This window comes from Williamsia herbipolensis (assembly GCF_036153515.1).
Classification (GTDB): domain Bacteria; phylum Actinomycetota; class Actinomycetes; order Mycobacteriales; family Mycobacteriaceae; genus Williamsia_A; species Williamsia_A herbipolensis.
Map to the genome: position 1 here is coordinate 754,125 of NZ_CP108021.1, position 23,638 is coordinate 777,762.

Below are 23,638 nucleotides of genomic sequence, written 5' to 3' on the forward strand. Positions count from 1 at the left end.
ACGCTTTGGCCTCTTCTATGTCCGGCGACGATATCGCTGCGATCACTATTCCGATCAGCATCGCAACGGGAGTTGACGACGCCGAGCAAGCTAGTTATATAACTAGCCTGATTGCCGCGGCCACAGATGAACCTGCCCTCTTGATAATCGATTTAGCCTTTACTGATGCTACGGTCAGGGGAATTTCCCTCTGCGACGTACTGCTCTCCAAAGCGCTACTGGAAGCGTCTCCAAAGGTTCATGGCGACAGTAAGATCTTGGTTCTACTCAAAGATCTACCAACCGAAGCCGAAGACCTTTTGACGCTCATCGACGACCCAATACTGGGACCCAAACTTGTGTTTGCAGATGCGGATTTTCGTACATGCGGCAACACAGAACTCATTGATATCCCTCTAGTCGAAAACACACTTCGATTGCAGTTTGAAGATCACCTGGAGGACCTCAGACGTTCTACGCTACGGCGGCGCGGGGTATTTGAGTATCGCTCGTCCACAGATTACGTGTCGCATTACTCTTTTCATTATGACCCTCTTCACCAGGTGCGGCCGGTGCTAATCGAGATGCTTCGAAAGCATTTCTTGATTACTGATTGCCAAATTGTGCTCTTCGAGTCAACGTTTTCGGGAGACTGGTTTAGTTCGTGCGTACAGTCCGCTTGTCTAGGTCAAACTGCCAGCATAGATTCTGCCGACTTGGCCTTAGGATCAGGCCGGCCAACGTCTAACGCGGAGGACCAACGCCGATCGGTGGCAATCGAAATCCTCCAAGACGAGTCCAAAAGACTGTGCTGCTTAGTACCAGCATTCCGGACGGGCGGATCGCTACTCAATTTGTTCGAACAGACGGGCCGACAAAAACTATCAAACGTAAATTTCATGACTGTCTTCGTCGATGATTCCAAGACCCAGGGCAAGATTGATGACGGGCCAATCGAGCTTTCATGGGGCCAACAAACGTATGAGCTCGAGTACCTGCTTCCTGTTCCCATGCGCCATCTAGCCGCTGAAGCATGGGAAGTGACGGTGGCAAGAGCGCTTAATGAAGTCGAACGACCAGGTGGCGAGCCCTTTGCGCCCGGCGATGATATCAACCCCACAAGAACCGCGATGCTGACTCTCTTTGACGACTATGGCGCAGAAATCGAATCTCCTGTTCCGTCCGGTCGGCCGCCTATCACCAACTTTCCCCAGCTTCAACGCCTTGACAGCTGGGATGCATTTTGGCTCGCCGAGGCAGCGGTGAGGAGGGCGGTCACCCTCCGAAAGTGTGCCCGAGAGGGTCTACTTGTCGTAATTCCTGATGAGGCCAATGGCTCGTCACCGATTGCCGACGCATTAGCTACACACTGCGTCACATCAGTTCTGCGTCTGCCCCGCGGCGTCATCGATGGCGATCTGGACCTATCCGAAAAATCGCGCGCGTTGCTTGTGAGCAACAGCGCAAGCACTGTGCTTCTTCTCGACGAATCGTCAGTGACTCGTGGCACCCTATCGAGAATGCAGGGAATCGTCGAGGCAACCGTCGGACGACGACCTCGCACGATGGCCGCAATTATCGATCTCGGCAAAACGGACGCCGCCACTGTGGAAGGCGATTTCTTCTCGTTTGCCTCATGGCAGCCGCTACTTGTCGGGGAATAGCACATGAATTCTTTCGACGATCAGCACAGTCATATCCGTGCGCTTCTGCACGCGCTAGATGGCATGGCGGCGGGCCCGGCTAGGACGATGGTCCTGGAACAGTTCTTGCACGAAATTTGTGTGAGTAATCCATTTGCGTCCACACTCATTGCGTCCGTGCTAAAAGCCATTTACCCTAATGACGTAACTTTGATAGCCGAAGCGCTAGCAACCCGAGTACCGCAACAAGGGAGCCACGCAACCATAATGACTGAAAAACAAGTCGACGTAGACATATTGCTTTTAACAGTCAAGGAGAACGAATTCTTAGCATGCCTGAGCGCTTTTGGAGTCGCAGTTGGCGTACCGTCTGTGACGCTAGCGCATGATTGCGAAGTATGGCGGGCTGAGCATAGTGGCGTGTCTTACGCGATTGCAATTATCGGTGATGATGGAAATGTGGAGTCAGCAATTGCAATGGGGAAACTATGGTCCTTTGTGCAGTTCAAGGCTGCCATCATGGTGGGAATGGCCGCTGGCGTTCGCGGAAAGACCAAACTTGGGGATGTAGTTTTCGGAAGCACAATATTAGCGTATGAGTTCCAACGAATGACGGAGACCGGGCCGAAGTATCAGCCGAAAGTATATAGTCCCGCTGGCCGATTATTACAGCGCCTACCGACACTGACACAGGTATCACCGGATTGGAGCAAGAATACCACCTACGACCTATTGGAGGCGGTTGGTTTTGAAGGGATCGCAGATTCCGAAGAAGAGCAACTTGATCCGGAATGGCGGACAAAAATCCATACAGGTGCGATTCTAGCAGGCGGAAAGTTGATTGAGGACGGTTCACTTCCGCAGATGCGCGATGATTTACATGCGCGAGTTCTTGCTGCTGAGATGGAAGGTGCGGGCTTTGCTGCGGTATGCGATAACGAAAGGGTTCCCTGGGTGGTCGTTCGTGGAGTTGCCGATTATGGCGAGCCCCAGCGTCGCAAGTCCTGGCAGTTTCCCGCCACTTTTATTGCCTGTCGTTTGGTACGAGATGCTATTCCCTTGGGGCGCCTGCCCGTGATTGACACAAGCCATTTGTAGAATACATTAAGCTGCCGGTTGGGCGAAGTCTACAAAGACGCATTTTTTTAGCTTTCTATCTTTTAGTTTTTTTTACGAAAAATGCGCGAGTCGGCGTACACGTGCACGGATTTTCGGATACGGCATCGGAGTCTCTGCTGGTCATCGAACGCAACCTTCGAAGAAGAAACTATAACCAGGCCCAAGGTCAGCGCGAAGGGCCCGGTAAAGTGGCTGGAGGTTGATGCCAAACCGCTGCGCTTGCAACTGCGCATGAACACCTGGACACGGGTGCGTTCACTGCAGCGCAGGTGAAGAAGCACGCGACGCACTATCGCGCGTGGGCGTCGCAATCGCGCTGAGGCTCGTGCAGCTGCAGCGCAGGCAGCCGCCGCGAAGATCGATCCCAAGCAGGACGCACGCGATGCGCTCGCCGAGACGCACGACCCTTACGGACATCACCGACGAGATCGTCGAGGAGATGCAGCGCCTGCAGGCGTCCCAACCACACAGCCCCGAACGAGGCCCTCAGCGATCAGCTCGAAGCCTGTTCATTGGCCCGCGCCCTCCCGATCGTGTAGACAATGAACCAGCATCAGTGACGTTGAGAGGAAGCAGTAGTCGGTGCCCCCTGATTGGTTTGAAGCCGTCACTACTTACTCAGCCATGCCTATTGCGCTCGCAGGGTTTTACTACACGATCCGGCAGCTCTATAAAACCAAGGCCTCAGCAGTCGCCGCGAAAGAAGCCGCCGACGAGGCCAATGATCGTTCCCGGGCGCTGCTGACAGCTTCAATGATTCCGCATCTAGTAACCATCGAACAGGCACTCGAGGTCGCTATTGATGAACAGTCTCGGCCGCTCTTACGCCACCTGATCAATACCTGGACGTGGCATGCAGGCGCGTGTAGAGAACTGCTTGTGGGGGACTCAGACGAAATCATCAGTACCCAGAAGGCAGTTCAAACATCGATATCGGCTGCACGAATTTTGAAAACAAAGCTTGTAACGTTCGATAGCACAACCGATTGGCATAAAGAAACCAGTCGGCTGCGAGGATCGATAGGCGTGATCACTGGATATTTGGGATCTCTCTCCGTCCAACAATCTACACCTCAGGAGCCTGCTGCATGACTAACGATGACTACGAAAGTCGTATTTTCACATTAGTGTCGAGCTTGATCGAAAAGACTAACCAGCGGACTATCTCCTGGGCGCTTGTTGACGATGATACTTTTGAATATGCGTTCACGCGCAGCGCAGTTCAAGTCAAGTCGGAGGACCGCGATGGACGATGGCCGTTCTACTTTACTATTCTGGACGAGCAAGCCCGGCCGATCGAGCAGGTTTACGAGTCTGCCAATTCGACTTACTTCCAGCTCGACAAACTTTATCAATGCGCGTCGCGCAGCCACCGCGGCTTGGACGAAAAAATCGCTGAGATGTTGGAAGAGCTACAGAAGACCGACGATCCGTGGGCGTCGAAGCGTAAAACGTTCAAGGACGACGAGCCCCCGTTCTGATCAGTTGACTAGTCCATGCTCACGCTCGTGCCACAGTCTGGTGAACACCTCGCGCATCGCAGGATCGGCCAGTGCCTCGATCGGCAGCCTCGGTGCGTCTACAAGTTCGTCAATAGTGCGCATGCTGTCTCGCTGCCGCGGATCGCGTTAGTGAGGCGTTGTGCGTCAACCTCAGACAGCCTCACGTACCCGTTCCTGTCCTGATAAGTCAGTCCCAGTCGCATGGCGTGTCTGCGTAATGACTTGAGGGGCTTACCCGCGGCTTTCATGATGTCGCGCGGCGTCATCAGTACCACGGCCCATGTTCGGTGTCTGTGTAGAACGGGGGCACCGTTGGTGTCGGTCCTAGGTACACAGTTGGCAGGGAGGTAAACGCCGTGGCTCGTCGAGGCAGAGCACCGCAAATCTTCCGCAAGTCATGAATCTCGATGGGGCAATTTGGCGCCGCCGGCCAACGACGCCAACCCGCTCGCTATAGTCGAGCGCCGCGCGGTAGAGCACTGCACCTGACCCGGCCACGAACCACCGCAGCACCACACCACGCATGATCGACTTCGCATTGACGACGAGATAATCTAGAAACGCTCTCTTCAAACGTGGGTTCATTCAGACACGGCGATACGAAAACGGCTCGTGCCCCTACCAACGAGGGGTCAATCACAAAGCGCCCCACCGAGACCTACCAGGGGCAGATGCGCTACGTCGATCCCCACACCGGGGCGAACAGGCGCGCGTCCGTGTAAAGCAAGACTGCAGCCGGGTGTCGCGCGAAACTCAAGGCGATCCTCGAGCGACTGGACAATAGTGCGCCTGCGGGAGACGCCAAGGACACGGTCGGTGTGTGAATGCACCGCTGGCGCACAACGTATCTGGCCGCGTCCGACCGCAAGCCCACCACGAATTACATGTACGACAGCCTGTCTCGTACCCACATCGAATCAGGTGTCACTGCCGACGTCTCGACTGGATCGCGTGCGACCTACCCACGTCGAGGCGCTGGTGAGCGAACTGCGCGCGAAGGGCCCGGCCGACTCATCGGTGCGAACGGTCTACACCGTGCTGCGCGCAGGCCTCGATGGAGCGGTGCGTGATGGTCTGCTGTCGACAAACCCAGCGACCAAGGTTCCGCGCCATCGCGTCGATCACGACGAAGCGCGTTCGCTGACCGTCAAGGAGGTGTGAGCTCCTCGCTAAGGCCCGTTTGTCGCGCTACTACGTCGCGCTGGCGCTGATCATAGCGTCTTGTTGCCTACGAAGCGGTGAGACAGCCACCCTGCGCTGGTCCGACATCACCTACGAAGCCGGGTATCCAAGTGTCGCCCACACCCCTCGCGCGCATCGACGGCAAACTGGTCCTGAGCAAGCCCAGACGAAGCGCTTACGTCGTCGCGTACCGATGTCAGCTGCAGTCGTCACGGAGCTACGTGCCGCCCGTAAGCGACAGGCCGAGGATCGTCTGCACGCCAGATCGATGTGGGCAGGACACGACGACATGGTGCTGACGACCAAGAGATGGGCAAGATGGTCGCCCCTCGCAACCTCCTGCCGCGTGGTCGAGGTCGCCGCGAAAGCTGCCAGGTTCGAGGGTGTAGGCGCACACACGCTGCGTCATTCGGCAGTGACCGCGTGCCTCGAAGCAGGGTTTTAAATCAAAGCTGTCGCAAACCTTTTGGGGCATGGTCGATCAGCATCACTGCTGATCTGTACGGCCACACCACCCCTGAGCAGGCAAACACCGCCGTGGCGGCACTCGCAGCACTACTCGCGCAGTGAAGGGCGTATTCAAAGGGCGCACGAACGGAACAGACGCACCTCCTGCGTGAACAGAAAAGGCCTCTGACCTGCTGTCGGGCTGACAGGATTTGAACCTGCGACCACTTGACCCCCAGTCAAGTGCGCTACCAAGCTGCGCCACAGCCCGTGGCTGCCCCGTGAGGGGCATCGCCGCCCTGTGAGGAGCAGCGTTGTACAGATTAGCCGACCGGGCCACGCGGGGGCCAATCGCCTCAGCCGTCTACTTGCGTCGCTCGCGCTTCTCTCGCACGCGCACGTTGATCCGCACGGGCGAACCGTCGAAGCCGAACTGCTCACGCAACTTGCGCTCGAGGAAGCGGCGGTAACCGGCCTCGAGAAAACCGGTCGTGAACAGCACGAACGTCGGCGGACGGGTCGCCGCCTGGGTCGCGAACATGACCTTGGGCTGGCGACCGCCTCGAACGGGAGGCGGGGTGCCCGCGATGATGTCCTTGAGCCAACCGTTGAGCTGACCGGTGGAGATGCGCTTGTCCCACGAGTCCAGCGCGGTGTCGAGCTGCGGTACGAGCTTCTGCACCGAACGTCCCGTCGAGGCAGAGATGTTGACCCGACGCGCCCAGGGCACCCGGGCCAGGTCGCGGTCGATCTCCTTGTCGAGCTGCAGGCGCCGGTCCTCGTCGACGAGGTCCCACTTGTTGAACGCGATCACCAGCGACCGGCCAGCCTCCACGATCATCGTCAGCACCCGCTGGTCCTGCTCGGTGATGGGCTCCGATGCGTCGATCAGCAGCACCGCCACCTCGGCGGCGTCGATGGCCGCGCGCGTACGCAGCGAGGCGTAGTACTCATGGCCGCTGGCGGTGTTCACGCGCTTGCGCAAGCCGGCGGTGTCGACGAAGTTCCACAGTCGCCCACCGAGTTCCACCAGCTCGTCGACGGGGTCGACGGTGGTGCCGGCAACGTTGTCGACCACGGCCCGATCGGAGTCGGTCAACTTGTTCAGCAGCGAGCTCTTGCCCACGTTCGGCTTGCCGACCAACGCGACGCGGCGCGGACCGGCGGGCTGACCGAAGTCGCGCGGAGTCTCGGGCAGCACCTCGAGGATGGCGTCGAGCAGGTCGCCCGCTCCCCGACCGTGTGCCGCCGAGACCGACCGCGGCTCACCGAGGCCCAGCGACCACAGTGCGGCGGCCTCGGATTCGACACGCTCGTCGTCGACCTTGTTCGCCGCCAACAGCACCGGCGTCTTCGAGCGGCGCAGCACGCGTGCGACGGCCTCGTCGGTCGCGGTGGCGCCGACGGTCGCGTCGACCACCAGCACCACGGCGTCGGCGGTGTTCATGGCGAACTCGGCCTGACGGGCGATCGCCTGACCCATGCCCTTCGCGTCGGGCTCCCAGCCACCGGTGTCCTGCACCAGGAACCGTCGACCCGACCACACCGCGGCGTACGACACCCGGTCGCGCGTCACGCCGGGGATGTCCTCCACCACGGCCTCACGGCGACCGAGGATGCGGTTGACGAGCGTCGACTTGCCCACGTTCGGGCGTCCGACGATCGCGACGGTCGGCATGGCGACCGCGTCGCCACCCTCACCGTCATCGCCGAAGTCACCGATCTGCCAATCGGCTTCGTCCGACCACACACCGTCGACACCGCCGAGATCGAAATCCTGCTGGTCGGTCATGCGCGTGCTCCGATACGGTCGGTCGCCAACTCGACGAGGTGATCGATCACCTGCTCGATGGTCATGTCGCTGGTGTCGACGGTGATCGCGTCGTCGGCGGGACGCAGCGGCGACAGCGCGCGCGTCGAATCGAGGTGGTCGCGACGTTCCACCGCGGCCAGCACCTCGTCGAAGTCGCTGGGGCGTCCCTGCGAGAGGTTCTGGTCGTGACGTCGCTGTGCGCGGGCGGCCGCGCTCGCGGTGAGATAGATCTTCAGCTCGGCGTCGGGGAACACGACGGTGCCGATGTCGCGTCCCTCGACGACGGCGAACTCGCCGGCGACGATCTGGCGTTGCAGCGCAACCATCTTCTCGCGGACGGCACCGACCGCCGACACCGCCGAGACCGCGGACGTCACCGCGTCGGTGCGGATCTCGCCCGAGACGTCCTCACCGGCGAGGGTGACCGCATGCGAGTCGGGGTCGTTCGACAGCGTCATCTCGACGTCGGCGACGGAATCGGCGATGGCGTCGGGGTTCTCGAGATCGGCGTCGGCACGCAGGGCGGCCAGGGTCGCCACGCGGTACATGGCGCCGGTATCGAGGTACCGGGCGCCGAGTCGGTCGGCGACACGACGCGACACACTCGATTTGCCGGTGCCGGCGGGGCCGTCGATCGTGATGATCGCAGGTGTCGCGGTCACATTCCCACCGCCTTGTAGAGTGCGCCGACCTCGTCGCGTCCGAGCACCCGCAGGCTGCCCGGACGCTGGTTGCCGAGGTGCACGGCACCGATCTCGGTGCGCACGAGGTTGAGCACGGGGAACCCGACGTGGTCGAGCATGCGTCGCACGATCCGCTTACGTCCCTCGTGCAGAACGAGTTTCACGAGGGCCTGACCCTCGAGGATCTCCAGCACGGCGAAGCCGTCGACCGACACCGGGCCGTCGTCGAGTTCGACACCGGCCTTCAGGGTGCGTCCGAGGCCGCGGGGCGGGATGCCCTTGACCGTCGCGAGGTAGGTCTTGGGGACCTCGAAGGATGGGTGCATGAGTCGATGCGCGAGCTCGCCGTCGTTGGTGAGCAGCAGGAGCCCCTCGGTGTCGGCGTCGAGGCGACCGACGTGGAACAGACGCTGTCCGGCCATCACGCGTTCGGCGACAACGTCGCCGACGCACGGTCGGTTCTGGTCGTCAGACATCGTCGACTGCCAACCCTTCGGCTTGTTCAGCGCGAGGTACTGCAGGGTCTCGTCCATCACCACGCGGGCGCCGTCGACACGGACCACCGCGGTGGTCGGGTCGATCCGCATGCCCTGCTCGGTGACGATCTCGCCGTCGACGTCCACGCGACCGGCGGCGATCAGCTCCTCGGCGCCGCGACGCGAAGCGACACCGGCCTGTGCGAGCACCTTCTGCAGCCGCACGCCGTCGGCGACGTAATTGGCGCCGTCGCCCTCGGGCGTGACGTTCTGGATCTTGGCGGGCTTTGCGTTGTTGATGCGCTCCTGGCCGCGGCGCACGCTGGGCGCGGCGCCCTTCGCGACATGGGCCGTTCCCTTGCGGTGCGGCTTCTTCGGCCGGCCCGGGGAGTTACCGGTACGCGCGGGGTTCGAGGTGGTCTTGCTTCGGTCCGGTCTGCCGTCTCGGCTAGCGGGTGTCATGTCTAATCCAGTTCTGAGGTGGTGAGGTCAATCCTCGAGTCTGCCTGCCGGGAGTCCATCTTGGCGAATCGGGGATCGTTGATGATCTCGTCGTCGATGTCATCGATGATGTCGACATCGGGCAGCAGCGGAGCCAGATCGGGCAGCTCCGCGAGGGACGCGAGACCGAGTCGTTCGAGGAACAACTCGGTGGTGGCGTACATGGTTCCACTGGTCTCAGGGTCACTGCCTGCCTCGCGGATCAACCCGCGGGCGAGCAGCGTGCGCATCACGCCGTCCACGTTCACGCCACGTACCGCGCTCACCCGGGTGCGGGTGACCGGTTGGCGGTAGGCGATGACCGCGAGGGTCTCGAGCGCCGCGCGTGTCAGCTTCGACCGGACCCCGTCGAGGAGGAGTTTCTCCACGTAGGGGGCGTAATCGGTGCGCGTGTAGAACCGCCAACCGTCGCCGGCGTACCGCAGGTCGATCCCGCTGGACCGCTCGGTGAGCTCGGCCTCGTAGGCCCGCAACGCCTCGGCCACGCGCTCCTCGGGTTCACCGACGGCGTTGGCCAGCGACTCGGTGGTCACCGGCGAGTCGACGACCAGCAGCATCGCCTCCAGCGCCGACCGCAGTTCGTCGTCGGCGAGGGCGTCGTGGTCGTCGAACAGCATGTCCTCGGTCATCGTCCGTCTCTCATCCGTAGTCGTCCGCGCTCGTCACGGTGATCTCCTCGGTGTCGCGTTCACCGGTCCACGACACGTGCAGTGTGCCCAACGCCTCACTCTGTTCGAACTCGATGGCCCGTTGGCGGAACAGTTCCAGCAGCGCGAGGAACCGGGCGACCACCTCGAGACCGTTCGCGCACTCGGAGACCAGCGTCGAAAAGTTCACCCACTGCTTGGCGCCGGCGACCCGCAGGATCTCGGTCACCCGCACCACCTGCTCGGGCACCGACACCGCGTCCACGTCGTGCAGGTGCGACAGCCCGACACGAGGCACCGGCTTGGGCGCCATCGCCGTCGCCGCGACCTCGGCGAACTGACGTGCGTCGACACCGAGGGTCACCTCCGGCAGCAGCTTCTCGTACCGCGCCTCCAACGACACCGCGCGCGGATAACGCTGCAGCGCGGCCGCTTCCAGCTCGGCGAACAGGGCGGCGACCTGCTTGTAGGCGCGGTACTGCAGCAACCGGGCGAACAGGAGGTCGCGGGCCTCGAGCAACGCGAGGTCGTCGGGATCCTCCACCTCACCCCGTGGGAGGAGTCGCGCGGCCTTCAGATCGAGCAGTGTCGCCGCGACCACCAGGAACTGCGTGGTCTGATCGAGGTCGACGATCGACCCGATCTTCTTGGTGTAGGCGATGAAATCGTCGGTCACCGCGTGCAGCGCGACCTCGGTCACGTCGAGTCGGCGCTGGCTGATCAGGTCGAGCAACAGATCGAACGGCCCGGAGAAATTGGTCAGCGACACGTTGAACACCGACGGATCGGGCTCGGTCACCGCGTCTGTCGTGTCGACGGTGCCCGCAGCGTTCGCCGGGTCGTCGGCCATCACGATCGGCCGGTGCGGTGCAGCACCTCTCGTGCGAGCGCCCGGTACGCCTTCGCTCCCCCGGACTTCGGTGCCCACGACGTGATCGGCTCACCGGCGACACTGGTCTCGGGGAACCGCACGGTACGGCTGATGACGGTGTCGTACACGCGCTCGCCGAACACCTCGACCACGCGCGCCATCACCTCCCGCGAGTGCAGGGTGCGTGCGTCGAACATGGTCATGAGGATGCCGCCGAGGCTCAGCCGTGGGTTCAGCCGGTCGCGCACCTTGTCGATGGTGTCGGTGAGCAGCGCGAGCCCGCGGAGGCTGAAGTACTCGCACTCCATCGGGATCAGCACGGTGTCGGCGCAGGCCAGCGCGTTCACGGTCAGCAGGCCGAGCGACGGCTGGCAGTCGATGAGCACGTAGTCGTAGCGGTCGAGGATCGGGTGCAGCGCCCGACCCAACGTGTGTTCGCGGCCCACCTCGTTGACGAGCTGGATCTCCGCAGCCGAGAGGTCGATGTTGCTGGGCAGCAGGTCGAGTCCGTCGACACGGGTCCGCATCAGCACGTCGTCGACCGACACCTGCGGCGGTACCAGCAGGTTGTGCACGGTGAGGTCGAGATCGTGGTGCGGGACACCGAGCCCCGCCGACAGGGCGCCCTGCGGGTCGAGATCCACGAGCAGCACGCGGCGACCGTATTCGGCGAGCGCGGCACCGAGGTTGATCGTCGACGTGGTCTTGCCGACGCCGCCCTTCTGGTTGCACACCGCGATGACGATCGCCGGGCCATGTCGGTCCAGGGGCTGGGGTTCGGGGACCTCGCGGGTGGCCCGACCGGTGGGGCCGACGCCCTCGGGTTCGGCCGAGACGTCGGCCTGCGCCGGTCCGCGCGACGGGGTGTCGATGGTGAAGCTGTACTGCTCGAGCGGAGCATCGCGCGACGGGGCACCCTGGGCCGGTGGCTGGGGCGTGGTCACGTTGTCGATGCTCCTGTCACGAAAGTGGGTCGTCGATCGCAGATCAGCCTAGTGCGTCACGCCGTCGAGGCGGCGACGCATCGCCGTCACCGTGCCCGCGGGTGTGCGGTGGCGTAGACCTCACGCATCGCCGACACGGTGACCAGCGTGTACACCTGCGTGGTCGTCACCGAGGCGTGTCCCAGCAGTTCCTGCACCACACGGACATCGGCGCCGCCGTCGAGCAGATGGGTGGCGAAGCTGTGGCGCAGCGTGTGCGGCGACACCGCCTTGTCGAGACCGGCGCGCTGCGCGGAGTCGGCGAGCACCTGCCACGCGCTCTGCCGCGAGAGCCGACCGCCGCGGGAGTTGAGGAACAGTGCCGGATTGAACTTCGAGACGAGCGCCGGCCGACCCCGCACCAGGTAGGCGTCGAGGGCCTCGAGCGCCGGTCCGCCCACGGGGACGAGGCGTTCCTTACCGCCCTTGCCGCGCAGCAACACCGCACCGGTCTCGGAGGTGACGTCCTCGATGTCGAGCGACACCGCCTCGGAGATGCGGGCACCGCAGCTGTAGAGCAGTTCCATCAGCGCCCGATCCCGCAGCGTGCGCGGTGTCTCCGAGGGGCCCGAGCCGCCTGCGGCCTCGAGGATGGCGATCACCTCGTCGACCGGTAGCGATTTCGGCAGCCGTCGGGCCGCTTTCGGGGGACGCACGGCGTGCGCGACGTCGGTGGCCGCCATCGATTCGGCGACGGCGAACTTGTGCAGACCTCGTGTGGCCACGAGGGTGCGTGCGACCGAACTGTCGGCGAGTGGCTTCTCGTCGCGGTCGGGGTCGCCGCGGCGCAGCGCCACGAGGAATTCGCGCACGTCCTCCTCGGCGACGTCGCCGAGGTCGCCGATCTGTCGTGACACGAGGTACCGCTGATACCGCAGGAGGTCGCGGCCGTAGGAACTCAGCGTGTTCGGCGCGGCACCGCGTTCGACGGCGAGGTGATCGAGGTACCGCCGGATCTGGTCGCCCAGCGTCGTGTCGTCGAGTTCCATTGGCCCACGGTCATTTCCGCGCGGCGTGGCGACGATCGAGTGCCGTGGGTTGATCGACCCACGGCGAGTCGGGGTCGCGGAGGTCGGCGCCGGTGGCGCGGACGTGGGCCAGTGCGAGGATGCCGCACACGCTGGTGACGTTGACGATCTCACCGGCGAACACCATGGCCACGGCGTCGTCGAGCGGGATCCAGTCGATGTCCATGTCGGCTTCTTCGTCGTGGGCGTCGGGGCGGTCGACGGTGCGCAGTCCCTCCGCCACGAACACCCGCAGCGCCTCGTCGGTGAAACCCGGTGAGGAGGCGACGTCGACGAGTGTGTGCCAGCGGTCGGCCTCGACGCCCACCTCTTCCATCAGTTCACGCCGTGCGGCCTCGACCGGTGATTCGCCGCCGCCGGAGTCCATCAACCCGGCGGGAAGCTCGCGGAGTCGGCGCTGCACCGGGTGCCGATATTGGGTGACCGTGGCGATGGCGCCGTCGTCGTTGCACGCGACGATGGCGACCGCGCCGTGGTGTTCGACGACCTCGCGTCGGGCGGTCCGATCGCCCGGCATCGTGAGTTCGTCGACCCGTAGCGCGAGGATCGCGCCGTCGTAGACGGTCTCCGAACCGATGACGGTGAAGTCGAACGGCTCGCCGCCCGGAGACGACGCAGGGGTCACGCGCTCACCTCGGCGGCACCGGACTCGGGTTCGGGATCGCGTGCGGTCTCCTCGTCCTCGCCGTGCACGTTCACCGGGAGCCGTTCGGCGGCCTTGTATTTCAGCGCCGCCACGACGAACGCCGCGAACAGCGGGTGCGGACGCGTCGGTCGGCTCTTGAGCTCCGGGTGCGCCTGGGTGGCGACGAGGAAGGGGTGGATCTCCCGCGGGTACTCGACGAATTCGACGAGGTGACCGTCGGGTGAGGTGCCCGAGAACCGGAGGCCGGTGGTGGCGATCTGGTCGCGGTAGGTGTTGTTCACCTCGTAGCGGTGGCGATGCCGTTCGGACACCTCGGTGGTGCCGTAGGCGTTCGCGACGACCGAACCGCGTTCGAGCACAGCCGGATACGCACCGAGACGCATGGTGCCGCCGAGATCAGCCTCACCCGCGACGGCCTGTTCCTGGTCGGCCATCGTCGAGATCACCGGGTGGGTGGTGTCGGGGTCGAACTCCGCGGAACTCGCGTCGGTGAGGCCGGCCTCGCGGGCGGCCTCGATCACGATGCACTGCAGGCCCAGGCACAATCCGAGCAGCGGGATGCCGCGACGGCGGGCGAAGCGAACCGCGCCGACCTTGCCCTCGATGCCGCGGATGCCGAAGCCGCCGGGGATGAGGATCGCGTCGACATCACCGAGATGTTGCTGCGCACCGGCGTCGGTGGCGCACTCGTCGGACTGCACCCAGCGGATCTCGACCTTGGCCCGCGCGGCGAACCCGCCGGCGCGGATGGCCTCGGTGACCGAGAGGTACGCGTCGGGCAGGTCGACGTACTTGCCGACGAGCGCGACGGTGACCGACTCCCGCGGTTCGTGCACCCGTTTGAGCAGTTCGCCCCAGATGGTCCAGTCGACGTCGCGGAACGGCAGCCCCAGCTTGCGCACCACGTAGGCGTCGAGCTGTTCGCGGTGCAGCACCTTGGGGATGTCGTAGATCGACGGCGCGTCGGGGGTGGAGATGACGCCTTCGATGTCGACGTCGCACATCAGCGCGATCTTGTTCTTGAGCGGCTCGGGGACCTCGCGGTCGCAGCGCAGGATCAGCGCGTCGGGCTGGATACCGATGTTGCGCAGCGCGGCCACCGAGTGCTGCGTCGGCTTGGTCTTCAACTCCCCCGACGGCGCGAGGTACGGCACCAGCGACACGTGCAGGAAGAAGACGTTGTCGCGCCCGACGTCGTGGCGGATCTGCCGCGCCGCCTCGATGAAGGGCTGCGATTCGATGTCGCCGACGGTGCCGCCGATCTCGGTGATCACCAGGTCGGGCTCGTTGCCGTCGGCGTCGGGAAGGCGCATCGCGAGGATGCGGTTCTTGATCTCGTCGGTGATGTGCGGGATCACCTGCACGGTGTCGCCGAGGTACTCGCCGCGGCGTTCCTTGGCGATGACGGTCGAATACACCTGTCCGGTGGTCACATTCGCGCTCTGCGACAGGTTCCGGTCGAGGAAGCGTTCGTAGTGGCCGACGTCGAGGTCGGTCTCGGCGCCGTCCTCGGTGACGAAGACCTCACCGTGCTGGAACGGGTTCATCGTCCCGGGGTCGACATTGAGGTACGGATCGAGCTTCTGCATGGTCACGCGGAGCCCGCGTGAGGTGAGAAGTTGTCCGAGGCTGGAGGCGGTCAGACCTTTGCCCAGCGAGGATGCGACACCTCCGGTGACGAAGATGTGCTTGGTGCCTGATGGTGCATGACGCAGTGGTCGCAACGCTTCTCCCGATTGGCCGGAGCAGGTCGGAAAACCTGCTCGCCTACGGGGCTTTACCGTAACACCTCCGGCGCCGGACGTACCGCCGGCGAGACCCCGGGGGTGTCATGACACCCGGGATCGGCCTCAGGTGGCCGGGGCGATCGCCGACGCGCCGGGACCCGAGCCGTACGCGCCCGGACGTCCACGCTGGGCATCGGCGAGTGCGAGAGCGGTCACGATGCGCCCGGTGGACTGGTCGACGTTGTCGACCGAGGCGACCACCCGGGACAGTGACGCGTCGGCGCGCAGCACCCCGATCGGCGACGATCCGTCGGCCGATCCGCTGCGTCCGGCCATCACGGTCCCGGATCCGCGTGCTCCGAACGAGGCCGCGAAACGGGCGATGAGCTGACCTCGTGCACCGGCGTTGTCGCCGAGCGATCCACCGGTGACGACCACCGCGAGCTGCGCCGGGGTGACGGCGTTGTCGACGTAGGTGATGAACCCGCCCTGGCGCAGCGCCTGCAGTCCGGCGGAGATGTCGGTGTCCGACGGGCCACCGGAGGCGTCGACCTTGCGCTGCAGCAGCAGACCCAGCAGGTCCCCGACCCGCCCGCCGGAATCGGTGAGCTCGGTGCGCAACGACGCGCCCGACGGGATGGCCTGATCGATGATGCTGGTCAACTTCTGCGCCGAGGCGTCACCCACCAGTTCGTCGGTGAGCCCGATCTGGCCGGCGAACGTCGCCCCGGACTGATTGAGGGAGGTCTTCACCGCCGCGATGTCGGCCTCGGCCGCACCGGGTGCGGTTACCACGAGCACCGACCGGTTCGTGAGGAGACCGCGCAGCAGTCGCGGCGAGATCGCGTCATTGAACGAGTCGGCCGCGTTGACCTGAGCACTCAGGGTGTCGTTGTCGGATCGGAGGGAGGACGACGAATCGTTCCCGGAGTCGATGCGATCGGCGACGAAGCCCGATCCGAGCACCACGCCGACGGCGAGCGCGAGGAAGACGGCGACGAGCGAGATCGCATGCTGGCGCAGCGAGATCACGAGCTATCGGTTCCAGGCGTCCCTGGCCCAGGCGTAGCCACGGTCCCATTCGGCCACGATCCAGTCGGCGATCTCGCCGCCGGTGTTGCTCATGACGAGTGCGACGATGATCGCGGCCAGCGCGGCGAGGACGAGCAGTGCGATCGCGGCACCGGAGACACGGCTGCGGTACAGCGTCGCAACGGCTTTCGCATCGACCAGCTTCGGTCCGACCTTGAGGCGGGTGAGGAACGTCGACGGGTTCGACTCACGACGGCTCCGGTCGAAGAAGTCGTCGAGCGACGCCGACGTGCCGACGGTGACGATGAGCGCCGCGCCGTGGAAGTCGGCGAGCAGCAGCGCGAGGTCGGCTGCCGAACCCGCAGCCGGGAACGTCATCGCCCCGACACCGAGATCCTGGATCCGCTCGAGGCCGACGGCGTGGCCGTCGGGGTCGGCCGGGAGAACCACCTGCGCACCGCATTTGAGCGTCGCAGCCCGCATGGCCTCGGGGTCACCGACGATGAGGTCGGGTCGGTACCCGGCACGCATCAGCGTGTCGGCGCCACCGTCGACGCCGATGAGGACCGGCGCGTACTCCTTGATGAAGGGCTTGAGCTTCTTGAGGTCGAGCTCGTGCTCGGCACCGTCGGCGACCACCACGACGTGTCGGTTCTTGAGGTCGACCTCGACGTCGGGCACACCGACACCGTCGATGAGCAGCGGCGACTCGCTGCGGATGAACTCGATCGTGTTGCCGGAGAACGCCTCCAGGTGGTCGACGAGGCCCGACTTGGCCTCGATCATCAGCTTGGCGACCGCGCGCTCGTCGAGTTCGGTGCCGCGCGCCAGGCGGTTGCCGCCGACGTAGACGTTGCCCTCGTCGATGCGGATCTTGGATCCGTCCTTGATGCGGCGGAACACCTCCGGGCCCACGTCGTCGATGAGCGTGATCCCCGATGCCACGAGCACCTCGGGGCCGAGGTTGGGGTAGCGACCCGAGATCGACGGGGAGGCGTTGACGACGGCGGTCACGTCGGCCTCGACGAGACGGTCGGCGATCACGCGGTCGAGGTCGAGTTCGTCGAGGACGACGATGTCGCCGTGTCCGACGCGCTCGAGCAGGCGCGAGGTGTTCTTGTCGACCCTGGCGATCCCGCTGAATCCGGGCAGGGTGTCATCGGTGCGGGAGAGCAGGGCTGGCATCTTCATGACGCCCATGATCGGCCCGAGGGTGAACACGGGCACGGAGGCGCGCCGTAACATTCGCCACTTTTGTCACATCAGTAACAGGCGCCGGTGGGGTCACCGCCCATGGATCAGGCGAGCGCCTTCTCCCGGTCGGCGGTGGCGAGCAGCTCCTCGGCATGCGCGCGGCCGGTGTGCGAATCGCCCAGACCGGCGAGCATGCGCGCCAGTTCCGCGACACGACCCGAATGATCGAGGGTCTCGACCGAGCTGGTCACCGCACTCTTGCCCGTCGTCTTGCCGATGAGCAGGTGGTTGTCGGCGAACGCCGCCACCTGCGGCAGGTGGGTGACGACGATGACCTGGTGGCTGCGCGCCAGGGCGGCCAGTCGTTTGCCGATCTCCACCGCGGCGCGGCCGCCGACACCGGCGTCGACCTCGTCGAACACCATTGTCGACCCACCGTCGGGCCCCGCGAGCACCACCTCGAGGGCGAGCATGACGCGTGAGAGCTCGCCACCCGATGCCGATTTCGCGATGGCGAGCGGCACCGCACCGGAGTGCGCGGCGAGGGTGAACTCGACGCGGTCGACTCCCCCGGACCCGGCGTGCAGTCGCGTCCCGTCGACAACGAGGCTGCGCGGGTCGCTCTCCCCCGACTCGTCGGGGGACACAGTGACCTCGAGCGTCGCGTCCTTCATGGCCAACCCGCCGAGTTCGCGGCTCACCTTCGTCCCCAGCGAGCCCGCCGCCTTGGTCCGTGCGGCGGTCAACGTCGCCGCGACACCGACCAACGCGGTCGTCGCCTCCTGCGCCGCGGTCTCCAACGCCTCGATCGACACCGACGAGTCGTCGATCTCGGCGAGCCGGCTGCGCGCCGAGTCGCGCCACGCCAGGACGCCGTCGATGTCGGGCGCGTACTTGCGGATCAGGTTCTTCAGTTCGGACTGCCGGACGAGCACCTTCTCCAGTTCCGAGGCGTCGGCGGGGAGCCCGTGGAGGAATCCGGCGAGTTCCTCGCCGATGTCGCCGACCACCGACAACGCCTCCTCCACCCGCGGGAGCAGATCGCGCAGGGTGGGTTCGGACGTGGATCCCAGCAGAGTGCGGACCTGACCGAGCAAGTCGATCGCGGCGGCCGCGTCGGCGTCGACGGCATCGCCGGCGAGATCGGCCTGACCGGCGATCGCGGCGTGTGCACCGGCGGCGACCGAGCGGACCTCCTCGAGATCACCGAGCCGGGTCACCAGTGCGGCCAGCTCGAGGTCTTCACCGGGTGTCGGCTCGACGGCGTCGATCTCGTCGAGCGCGTACCGCAACCGGTCGGCCTCCTGGGCCAGCTCGCGGGAGTTACGCCGACGCATCTCGAGCTGATCGACGGCGTCGATCCATGTCTGCCGCGTCGCGCGATACGCGGTCAGCGCCTTCGCGACCGGCTTGCCGCCGAAGCGGTCGAGGGCGTCGCGCTGGTGGTCGGGTTTGAGCAGCCGCAGCTGGTCGTTCTGGCCGTGGATGGTCAGCAGGCTGGTGGTGAACGCACCGAGGGTCCCGACGGGGACCGACCGTCCGCCCAGATGCGCCCGCGAGCGACCGTCGGCGCTCACCGACCGCGCTGCGATCACGGTGTCGTCCTCGTCGCGTTCGGCACCGGCCGACTCGAGGATCTCGTCGACCCCGGTGAGCGACGGATCGACGCGGAACCGGCCCTCCACCGTGGCCCGGTCGGTGCCGGTGCGCACCCGGTCGCCGTCGCCGCGCACACCGGACAGCAGGTGCAGGCTGGTGACGACCATCGTCTTGCCCGCGCCGGTCTCGCCGGTGAGGACGGTGAAGCCGTCGTGGAATTCCGCTGCGGCGTCGGCGATGACACCGAGTCCGCTGATCGCTAGTTCTTCGAGCACGTCACACCTGCCTGCCCCGCCAGCCGGTGACGGGAAGATCGAATTTGGTGACCAGTCGGTCGGCGAACGGATCGGAGTCGATCCGCACCCACTGCAACGGCCGCGCACCGCGCACCACCTCGATGCGCGCACCCGGGGGGACGTCGATGGTGCGTCGGCCGTCGCACGACACGATGGCATGCTGCCGTGACCGTTCCACCTCGATGGCGATCACCGAGTTCGGGCTGGTGACCAGAGGACGTGTGAACAGTGCGTGGGCATTGCTGGGGACCACGAGGATGGCCTCGAGATCAGGCCACATGACCGGCCCGCCCGCGGAGAACGCGTACGCGGTGGAGCCGGTGGGCGTGGAGACGAGGATCCCGTCGGCGCCATAGGAGGCGACGGGGCGACCGTCGACCTCGGTGACCACCTCGAGGACACCCTGGTTGCCGGGGTTCTGGATGCTGGCCTCGTTGAGCGCCCATGTGCGGGCGATGACGTCGTCGCCGTCGACGATGACCGACACGTCGAGCGTCATCCGCTGCTCGACCCGGTAGTCACCGCGGATGAGCTGATCCATCACGGCGTCGACGCGATTGGCCTCGGCCTCGGCGAGGAAGCCGATGCGGCCCAGGTTGATCCCCAGCACCGGAACCGACGACGGATAGGCCAGTTCGGCGGCGCGCAGGAAGGTTCCGTCACCGCCGAGGACGATGACGATCTCGCAGCCCGCCGCCGATTCCTCGTCGCCGCGGGTCACCTCGACATCGGCGCCGAAGCTCCGCAGCTCGGCCGGATCGACCGGGTGCACCGCGCGCGGATCGGATGCCTTGCCGCGGAACGAGCCCGCGATGTCATGCTCGACGACGCGCATCCCGACACCGGCGTCGGCGCAGTGTCGGGCGATCGCCGCCATCGTCTCGGTGACGATCGCGCGGCCCGTGTGCGCGACGACGAGGAACTCGCGATCGGTCCCCACGCTTCGCGCCCCCACCTGTGTCACCGGGGTCCTTCCTCGATCGCCGTCGTGATGGCGGCAAATGTGTCGTCGTCGATCTCACCGTGCGCTGAATCGACGTCTTCCCTATCGACGTCGGGGACCGGGTCGATGGTTCCATCCCGCCGCAACCACAAGAAGTATTCAACATTTCCCGACGGTCCCGGCAGCGGGCTGGCCACCGCGCCCACCGTACGCAGGCCCAGCGCGAGCGCGCGGGCCGCGACCCCACACACCGCGTCGCGGCGCAGGCCCGGATCCCGCACCACACCACCGGATCCCACCCGCTCGCGACCCACCTCGAACTGCGGCTTCACCATCGGCACCACATCGCCGCCCGGTGCGACGCACGCCGCGAACGCCGGTAACACCAGGCGCAGCGAGATGAACGACAGATCGGCGACCACGAGGTCGACCGGTCCCCCGATCGCCTCGGCGTCGAGATGACGGACGTTGACCCGGTCCCGGACATCGACCCGGTCGTCGGTCTGCAGGCGCCACACGAGCTGGCCGTACCCGACGTCGGCGGCGACCACCTCCCGCGCACCCCGGCGCAACAGGACGTCGGTGAACCCGCCGGTCGACGCGCCGGCGTCGAGGGCACGACGACCCTCGACGGACAGACCGTCGGGCGCGAACGCGTCGAGCGCACCGATCAACTTGTGTGCCCCGCGCGACGCCCACTTCTCGGTGTCGTTCTCCGACACCACGATCGGCGTGTCACGGCCGACGTTCGTGGCCGGTTTACCCGCCGCGACACCGTTGACCGCGACGTGGCCCGCGACGATCAGGTCACGCGCCTCCTCGCGCGAACGGGCCAGTCCCCGCCGCACCAGTTCGGCGTCGAGGCGTGCCCGCGGCGCCATCAGCGGTCACACACGGTCGAGCTGCTCGAGGGCCGTGGTGAGCACGTCATGGGCCTGTTCGAGGAGTTCGGCCTGAGCGGACAGAGGTGTCAGATCGACCGGACCGTCGTGCGCATCGTGGTCGGCCGCCGCGCGACGGACCTCGTCGACACGGTCGAGGAGGTCGGCGACCCCGCGCACGACGGCGTCGGGGTCGACCCGAGACGTCTCGGCGGACGCCGCGGTGGCGCCGAAGCGGCCGGGCATCTGTGCGGGCGACGGATGGCTCATCGCTTCGAGACGCTATCGGAGTCGACGCCGTATCGCTTCAGGGCAGCGGCCGTGGTGTCGTCGTCGACGACGAACGTCACCTCGCGTGCCGACTCCGGGAGCCGAGGTGACGCATACGCCGCGTGCAGCACCGCGGCCGGCAGGGCGTCGGGGTCGCCGTCGGTACCGGCGATGCGGATGACCGTGTCGTCGACCGAGACCGTCCATCCGTCGACGGGGCCGACGGCGCTCGACCCGGCCGGACGCGTCAACGCCCGCAGGTCGGCACCGATGTGGGTGGGACGCTGGTCGGGGGCGGCGCACACGGCGTCGGCGAGGGACGCGACACCGGTCAGGACGAGGAGGCTGTCGGCACCGACGGCTACCGCACCGGCGATGTCGGTGTCGAGACGGTCACCGACGACCAGCGGGTGCTGCGACCCGCTGCGGGCGATGGCGTCGCGCATCAACGGCTCGGCCGGTTTACCGGCGACGAGCGGGGTCGCGCCGGTCGCGTGGGCGACCGCGGCCACCATCGAGCCGTTGCCGATCATGAAGCCCCGCTCCGACGGCAGGGTCGGGTCGATGTTGCAGGCGATCCACAGGGCGCCGTCGGCGATGGCGAGCACGGCCTCCGACAGCTGCGCCCAGCCGGTGTCGGGCGAGTGTCCCTGGACCACGGCCTGCGGCCGGTCGGCGGCGCTGCGCGTCACGCCGATGCCCACCTCCCGGATCTCCTGGGCGAGGCCGTCGGTGCCGACGACCAGGGCCCGCGATCCGGGCTCGAGGTGTTCGGCCAGAAGTGCCGCGGCGCTCTGCGCGCTGGTGACGACCTGATCGGCCTGTGCGGTGAAGCCCAACGACGTCAGGTGGTCGGCGACCTCGGGGGCACGTCGACTGGCGTTGTTGGTCACGAAGTACGCGGGCGCGGTCACCTGCGCCAATGCCTCCTGCGCACCGTCGATCGCCTCGCCCCCGGCGAAGAGCGTCCCGTCGAGATCGCAGAGGATCGCGTCGTACCCGCCGGCCAGGGTGTCGCCTGCGGATTCGCCGGTCACGTCGGTCTCCTCGTTCGGTGTCGGCGTGGCCGCCGCGGTGGGTTCGGGCTCGGTGATCACGGGTTCGGTGACCACGAGTTCTGCGACAACGGGCTCGGGCGCGGGGGCGACAGGCTCGGAGTCGACGGGCGCGGGGGCCACAGGCTCGGGGGCAACGGGCTCGGGAGCAACGGGCTGGGGGATCTCGGCGGGCTGCGTCTGGAGGCGTTCCCCCTCGTCGTCGTCCTCATCGCCGAAGTGCTCGGCGAACCCCTCGGGGTCGGTGAGCTCCATGAGGCGCAGCTCGGCGTCGGTGACGTCGTCGACGTCGGCGGCCGCCGCGTTCATGAACCAGGTGACGGCGTCATCGGTGCGTCCCGCGGCGTGCAGCGCGGTGGCGTAGGCGTAGAACAGTCGCGCCGGTCCGGTGCCGGTCTGCGACGGGTCGAGGCCCGCGGCCTGCAGGGTCACCACGGCCTTGTCGAAGTCGCCGAGGTCGATTCGCGCGCCGGACTCGACGATCTTCATCTCGGTCGCCTCGTCCCCGGTCAACGCACGGCCCTCGTCGCTACGGGCGATGTCGATGGCGCGGTCGGGACGACCCAGTCCCCGTTCACAATCGGCCATCAGCGGCAGCAGCGTGGTCCCGCCGGACATACGCCGCGCGGCGCGGAGCTCCGAGAGCGCCTCGGTCCACTCGTTGGCGTTGTAGGCCGCGATGCCGGCGGTCTCACGGACCACCGCGATGCGACCCGCTCGCCGCCGGGCGGCACGCGCGTGCTCGAGAGCCAGGGCCGGATCCTCGTCCAGCAGGCGTGAGGTCATCACCAGGTGGCGCGCGACGGCGTCGGCGTTGGTGCGATCGAGGGTCAGGAGGTCACGACGGACCTCTCCGTCGAGGTCCTGCGGCACCACGTCGTCCGGGATCGACGGCTCGGGTGGCCGGTTCGCGGATCCGGTGCCACGGCGTGGGCCGTCGTCGCGGCGACGATGGTCGGTGGCTCGAGAGCCCCGCTGTTCACGATCGGTCATTGTTGTCCTTCGGATCCACGCTGTGAAGTTTGTGGCGTAAGCATATCGTCTCCTTGTATGCATCCCATTCGGCACAGGGAACCCTCCGCCGCGTACCCCGCACCGTGAAGTTCCCGACGCCGACGTTC

General features: G+C 65.9%; 22 protein-coding genes and 1 tRNA gene. 6 read left to right on the forward strand and 17 right to left on the reverse strand.

Annotation, left to right across the window (positions count from 1 at the left end; translation table 11 throughout):
* The first annotated feature begins 5 nt into the window (after positions 1-5).
* From OG579_RS03425 to OG579_RS21945, 6 genes are all read left to right on the forward strand, one after another.
* The gene (locus OG579_RS03425; protein WP_328858104.1) at positions 6-1,643 is read left to right on the forward strand and encodes a hypothetical protein; all 1,638 of its coding nucleotides are present in this window, start codon (positions 6-8) and stop codon (positions 1,641-1,643) included.
* 3 nt (positions 1,644-1,646) lie between these two features.
* Positions 1,647-2,720 (forward strand): 5'-methylthioadenosine/S-adenosylhomocysteine nucleosidase family protein, encoded by a 1,074-nt coding sequence (locus tag OG579_RS03430; RefSeq protein ID WP_328858105.1) that lies wholly within the window; start codon positions 1,647-1,649, stop codon positions 2,718-2,720.
* A gap of 603 nt (positions 2,721-3,323) precedes the next feature.
* Positions 3,324-3,833: a hypothetical protein gene (locus tag OG579_RS03435; RefSeq protein WP_328858106.1), complete on the forward strand. Its 510-nt coding sequence runs from the start codon at positions 3,324-3,326 to the stop codon at positions 3,831-3,833.
* Positions 3,830-4,222 (forward strand): hypothetical protein, encoded by a 393-nt coding sequence (locus OG579_RS03440; RefSeq protein ID WP_328858107.1) that lies wholly within the window; start codon positions 3,830-3,832, stop codon positions 4,220-4,222. Before OG579_RS03435 ends, OG579_RS03440 begins: the two co-directional genes overlap by 4 nt.
* A 999-nt stretch (positions 4,223-5,221) precedes the next feature.
* Positions 5,222-5,404: a hypothetical protein gene (locus OG579_RS03445; protein ID WP_328858108.1), complete on the forward strand. Its 183-nt coding sequence runs from the start codon at positions 5,222-5,224 to the stop codon at positions 5,402-5,404.
* Positions 5,405-5,423: 19 nt separating this feature from the next.
* The gene (locus OG579_RS21945; protein WP_408068736.1) at positions 5,424-5,870 is read left to right on the forward strand and encodes a tyrosine-type recombinase/integrase; all 447 of its coding nucleotides are present in this window, start codon (positions 5,424-5,426) and stop codon (positions 5,868-5,870) included.
* Between the two features lie 199 nt (positions 5,871-6,069).
* On the opposite strand, the gene OG579_RS03450 is transcribed toward OG579_RS21945, so the two are convergent.
* From OG579_RS03450 to OG579_RS03530, 17 genes are all read right to left on the reverse strand, one after another.
* A tRNA-Pro gene (locus OG579_RS03450) sits at positions 6,070-6,143 on the reverse strand.
* A gap of 93 nt (positions 6,144-6,236) precedes the next feature.
* Positions 6,237-7,664 (reverse strand): ribosome biogenesis GTPase Der, encoded by a 1,428-nt coding sequence (gene der / locus OG579_RS03455; RefSeq protein ID WP_328858109.1) that lies wholly within the window; start codon positions 7,662-7,664, stop codon positions 6,237-6,239.
* Positions 7,661-8,347, reverse strand: coding sequence for a (d)CMP kinase (gene cmk / locus OG579_RS03460; RefSeq protein WP_328858110.1), 687 nt, complete (start codon positions 8,345-8,347; stop codon positions 7,661-7,663). The genes der and cmk overlap by 4 nt, the downstream gene beginning before the upstream one ends.
* On the reverse strand, positions 8,344-9,306 hold the full coding sequence (locus OG579_RS03465; RefSeq protein ID WP_328858111.1) for a pseudouridine synthase: 963 nt from the start codon (positions 9,304-9,306) through the stop codon (positions 8,344-8,346). The genes cmk and OG579_RS03465 overlap by 4 nt, the downstream gene beginning before the upstream one ends.
* A gap of 2 nt (positions 9,307-9,308) precedes the next feature.
* On the reverse strand, positions 9,309-9,974 hold the full coding sequence (scpB, locus tag OG579_RS03470) for an SMC-Scp complex subunit ScpB (RefSeq protein ID WP_328858112.1): 666 nt from the start codon (positions 9,972-9,974) through the stop codon (positions 9,309-9,311).
* A gap of 10 nt (positions 9,975-9,984) precedes the next feature.
* On the reverse strand, positions 9,985-10,842 hold the full coding sequence (locus tag OG579_RS03475) for a segregation and condensation protein A (RefSeq protein ID WP_328858113.1): 858 nt from the start codon (positions 10,840-10,842) through the stop codon (positions 9,985-9,987).
* Positions 10,842-11,735: a ParA family protein gene (locus tag OG579_RS03480; protein ID WP_235456600.1), complete on the reverse strand. Its 894-nt coding sequence runs from the start codon at positions 11,733-11,735 to the stop codon at positions 10,842-10,844. The genes OG579_RS03475 and OG579_RS03480 overlap by 1 nt, the downstream gene beginning before the upstream one ends.
* Positions 11,736-11,893: 158 nt before the next feature.
* On the reverse strand, positions 11,894-12,835 hold the full coding sequence (xerD, locus tag OG579_RS03485) for a site-specific tyrosine recombinase XerD (RefSeq protein WP_328858114.1): 942 nt from the start codon (positions 12,833-12,835) through the stop codon (positions 11,894-11,896).
* A 10-nt stretch (positions 12,836-12,845) separates the two neighbouring features.
* Positions 12,846-13,499, reverse strand: coding sequence for an NUDIX hydrolase (locus OG579_RS03490; protein ID WP_328858115.1), 654 nt, complete (start codon positions 13,497-13,499; stop codon positions 12,846-12,848).
* Entirely contained in the window at positions 13,496-15,244 is a 1,749-nt protein-coding gene (locus OG579_RS03495) for a CTP synthase (protein ID WP_082080145.1), read from the reverse strand. The genes OG579_RS03490 and OG579_RS03495 overlap by 4 nt, the downstream gene beginning before the upstream one ends.
* Positions 15,245-15,370: 126 nt before the next feature.
* Positions 15,371-16,279: a copper transporter gene (locus OG579_RS03500; RefSeq protein ID WP_328858116.1), complete on the reverse strand. Its 909-nt coding sequence runs from the start codon at positions 16,277-16,279 to the stop codon at positions 15,371-15,373.
* Between the two features lie 3 nt (positions 16,280-16,282).
* Positions 16,283-17,470 (reverse strand): putative cytokinetic ring protein SteA, encoded by a 1,188-nt coding sequence (gene steA / locus OG579_RS03505; protein ID WP_045822994.1) that lies wholly within the window; start codon positions 17,468-17,470, stop codon positions 16,283-16,285.
* Positions 17,471-17,577: 107 nt separating this feature from the next.
* Positions 17,578-19,347: a DNA repair protein RecN gene (gene recN / locus OG579_RS03510; RefSeq protein ID WP_328858117.1), complete on the reverse strand. Its 1,770-nt coding sequence runs from the start codon at positions 19,345-19,347 to the stop codon at positions 17,578-17,580.
* A 1-nt stretch (position 19,348) separates the two neighbouring features.
* Entirely contained in the window at positions 19,349-20,245 is an 897-nt protein-coding gene (locus OG579_RS03515) for an NAD kinase (protein WP_238981250.1), read from the reverse strand.
* A gap of 83 nt (positions 20,246-20,328) precedes the next feature.
* On the reverse strand, positions 20,329-21,192 hold the full coding sequence (locus OG579_RS03520; protein ID WP_055787970.1) for a TlyA family RNA methyltransferase: 864 nt from the start codon (positions 21,190-21,192) through the stop codon (positions 20,329-20,331).
* 6 nt (positions 21,193-21,198) lie between these two features.
* The gene (locus OG579_RS03525; RefSeq protein ID WP_328858119.1) at positions 21,199-21,462 is read right to left on the reverse strand and encodes a hypothetical protein; all 264 of its coding nucleotides are present in this window, start codon (positions 21,460-21,462) and stop codon (positions 21,199-21,201) included.
* On the reverse strand, positions 21,459-23,510 hold the full coding sequence (locus OG579_RS03530) for an HAD-IIA family hydrolase (protein ID WP_328858120.1): 2,052 nt from the start codon (positions 23,508-23,510) through the stop codon (positions 21,459-21,461). The genes OG579_RS03525 and OG579_RS03530 overlap by 4 nt, the downstream gene beginning before the upstream one ends.
* Between the last annotated feature and the right edge of the window lie 128 nt (positions 23,511-23,638).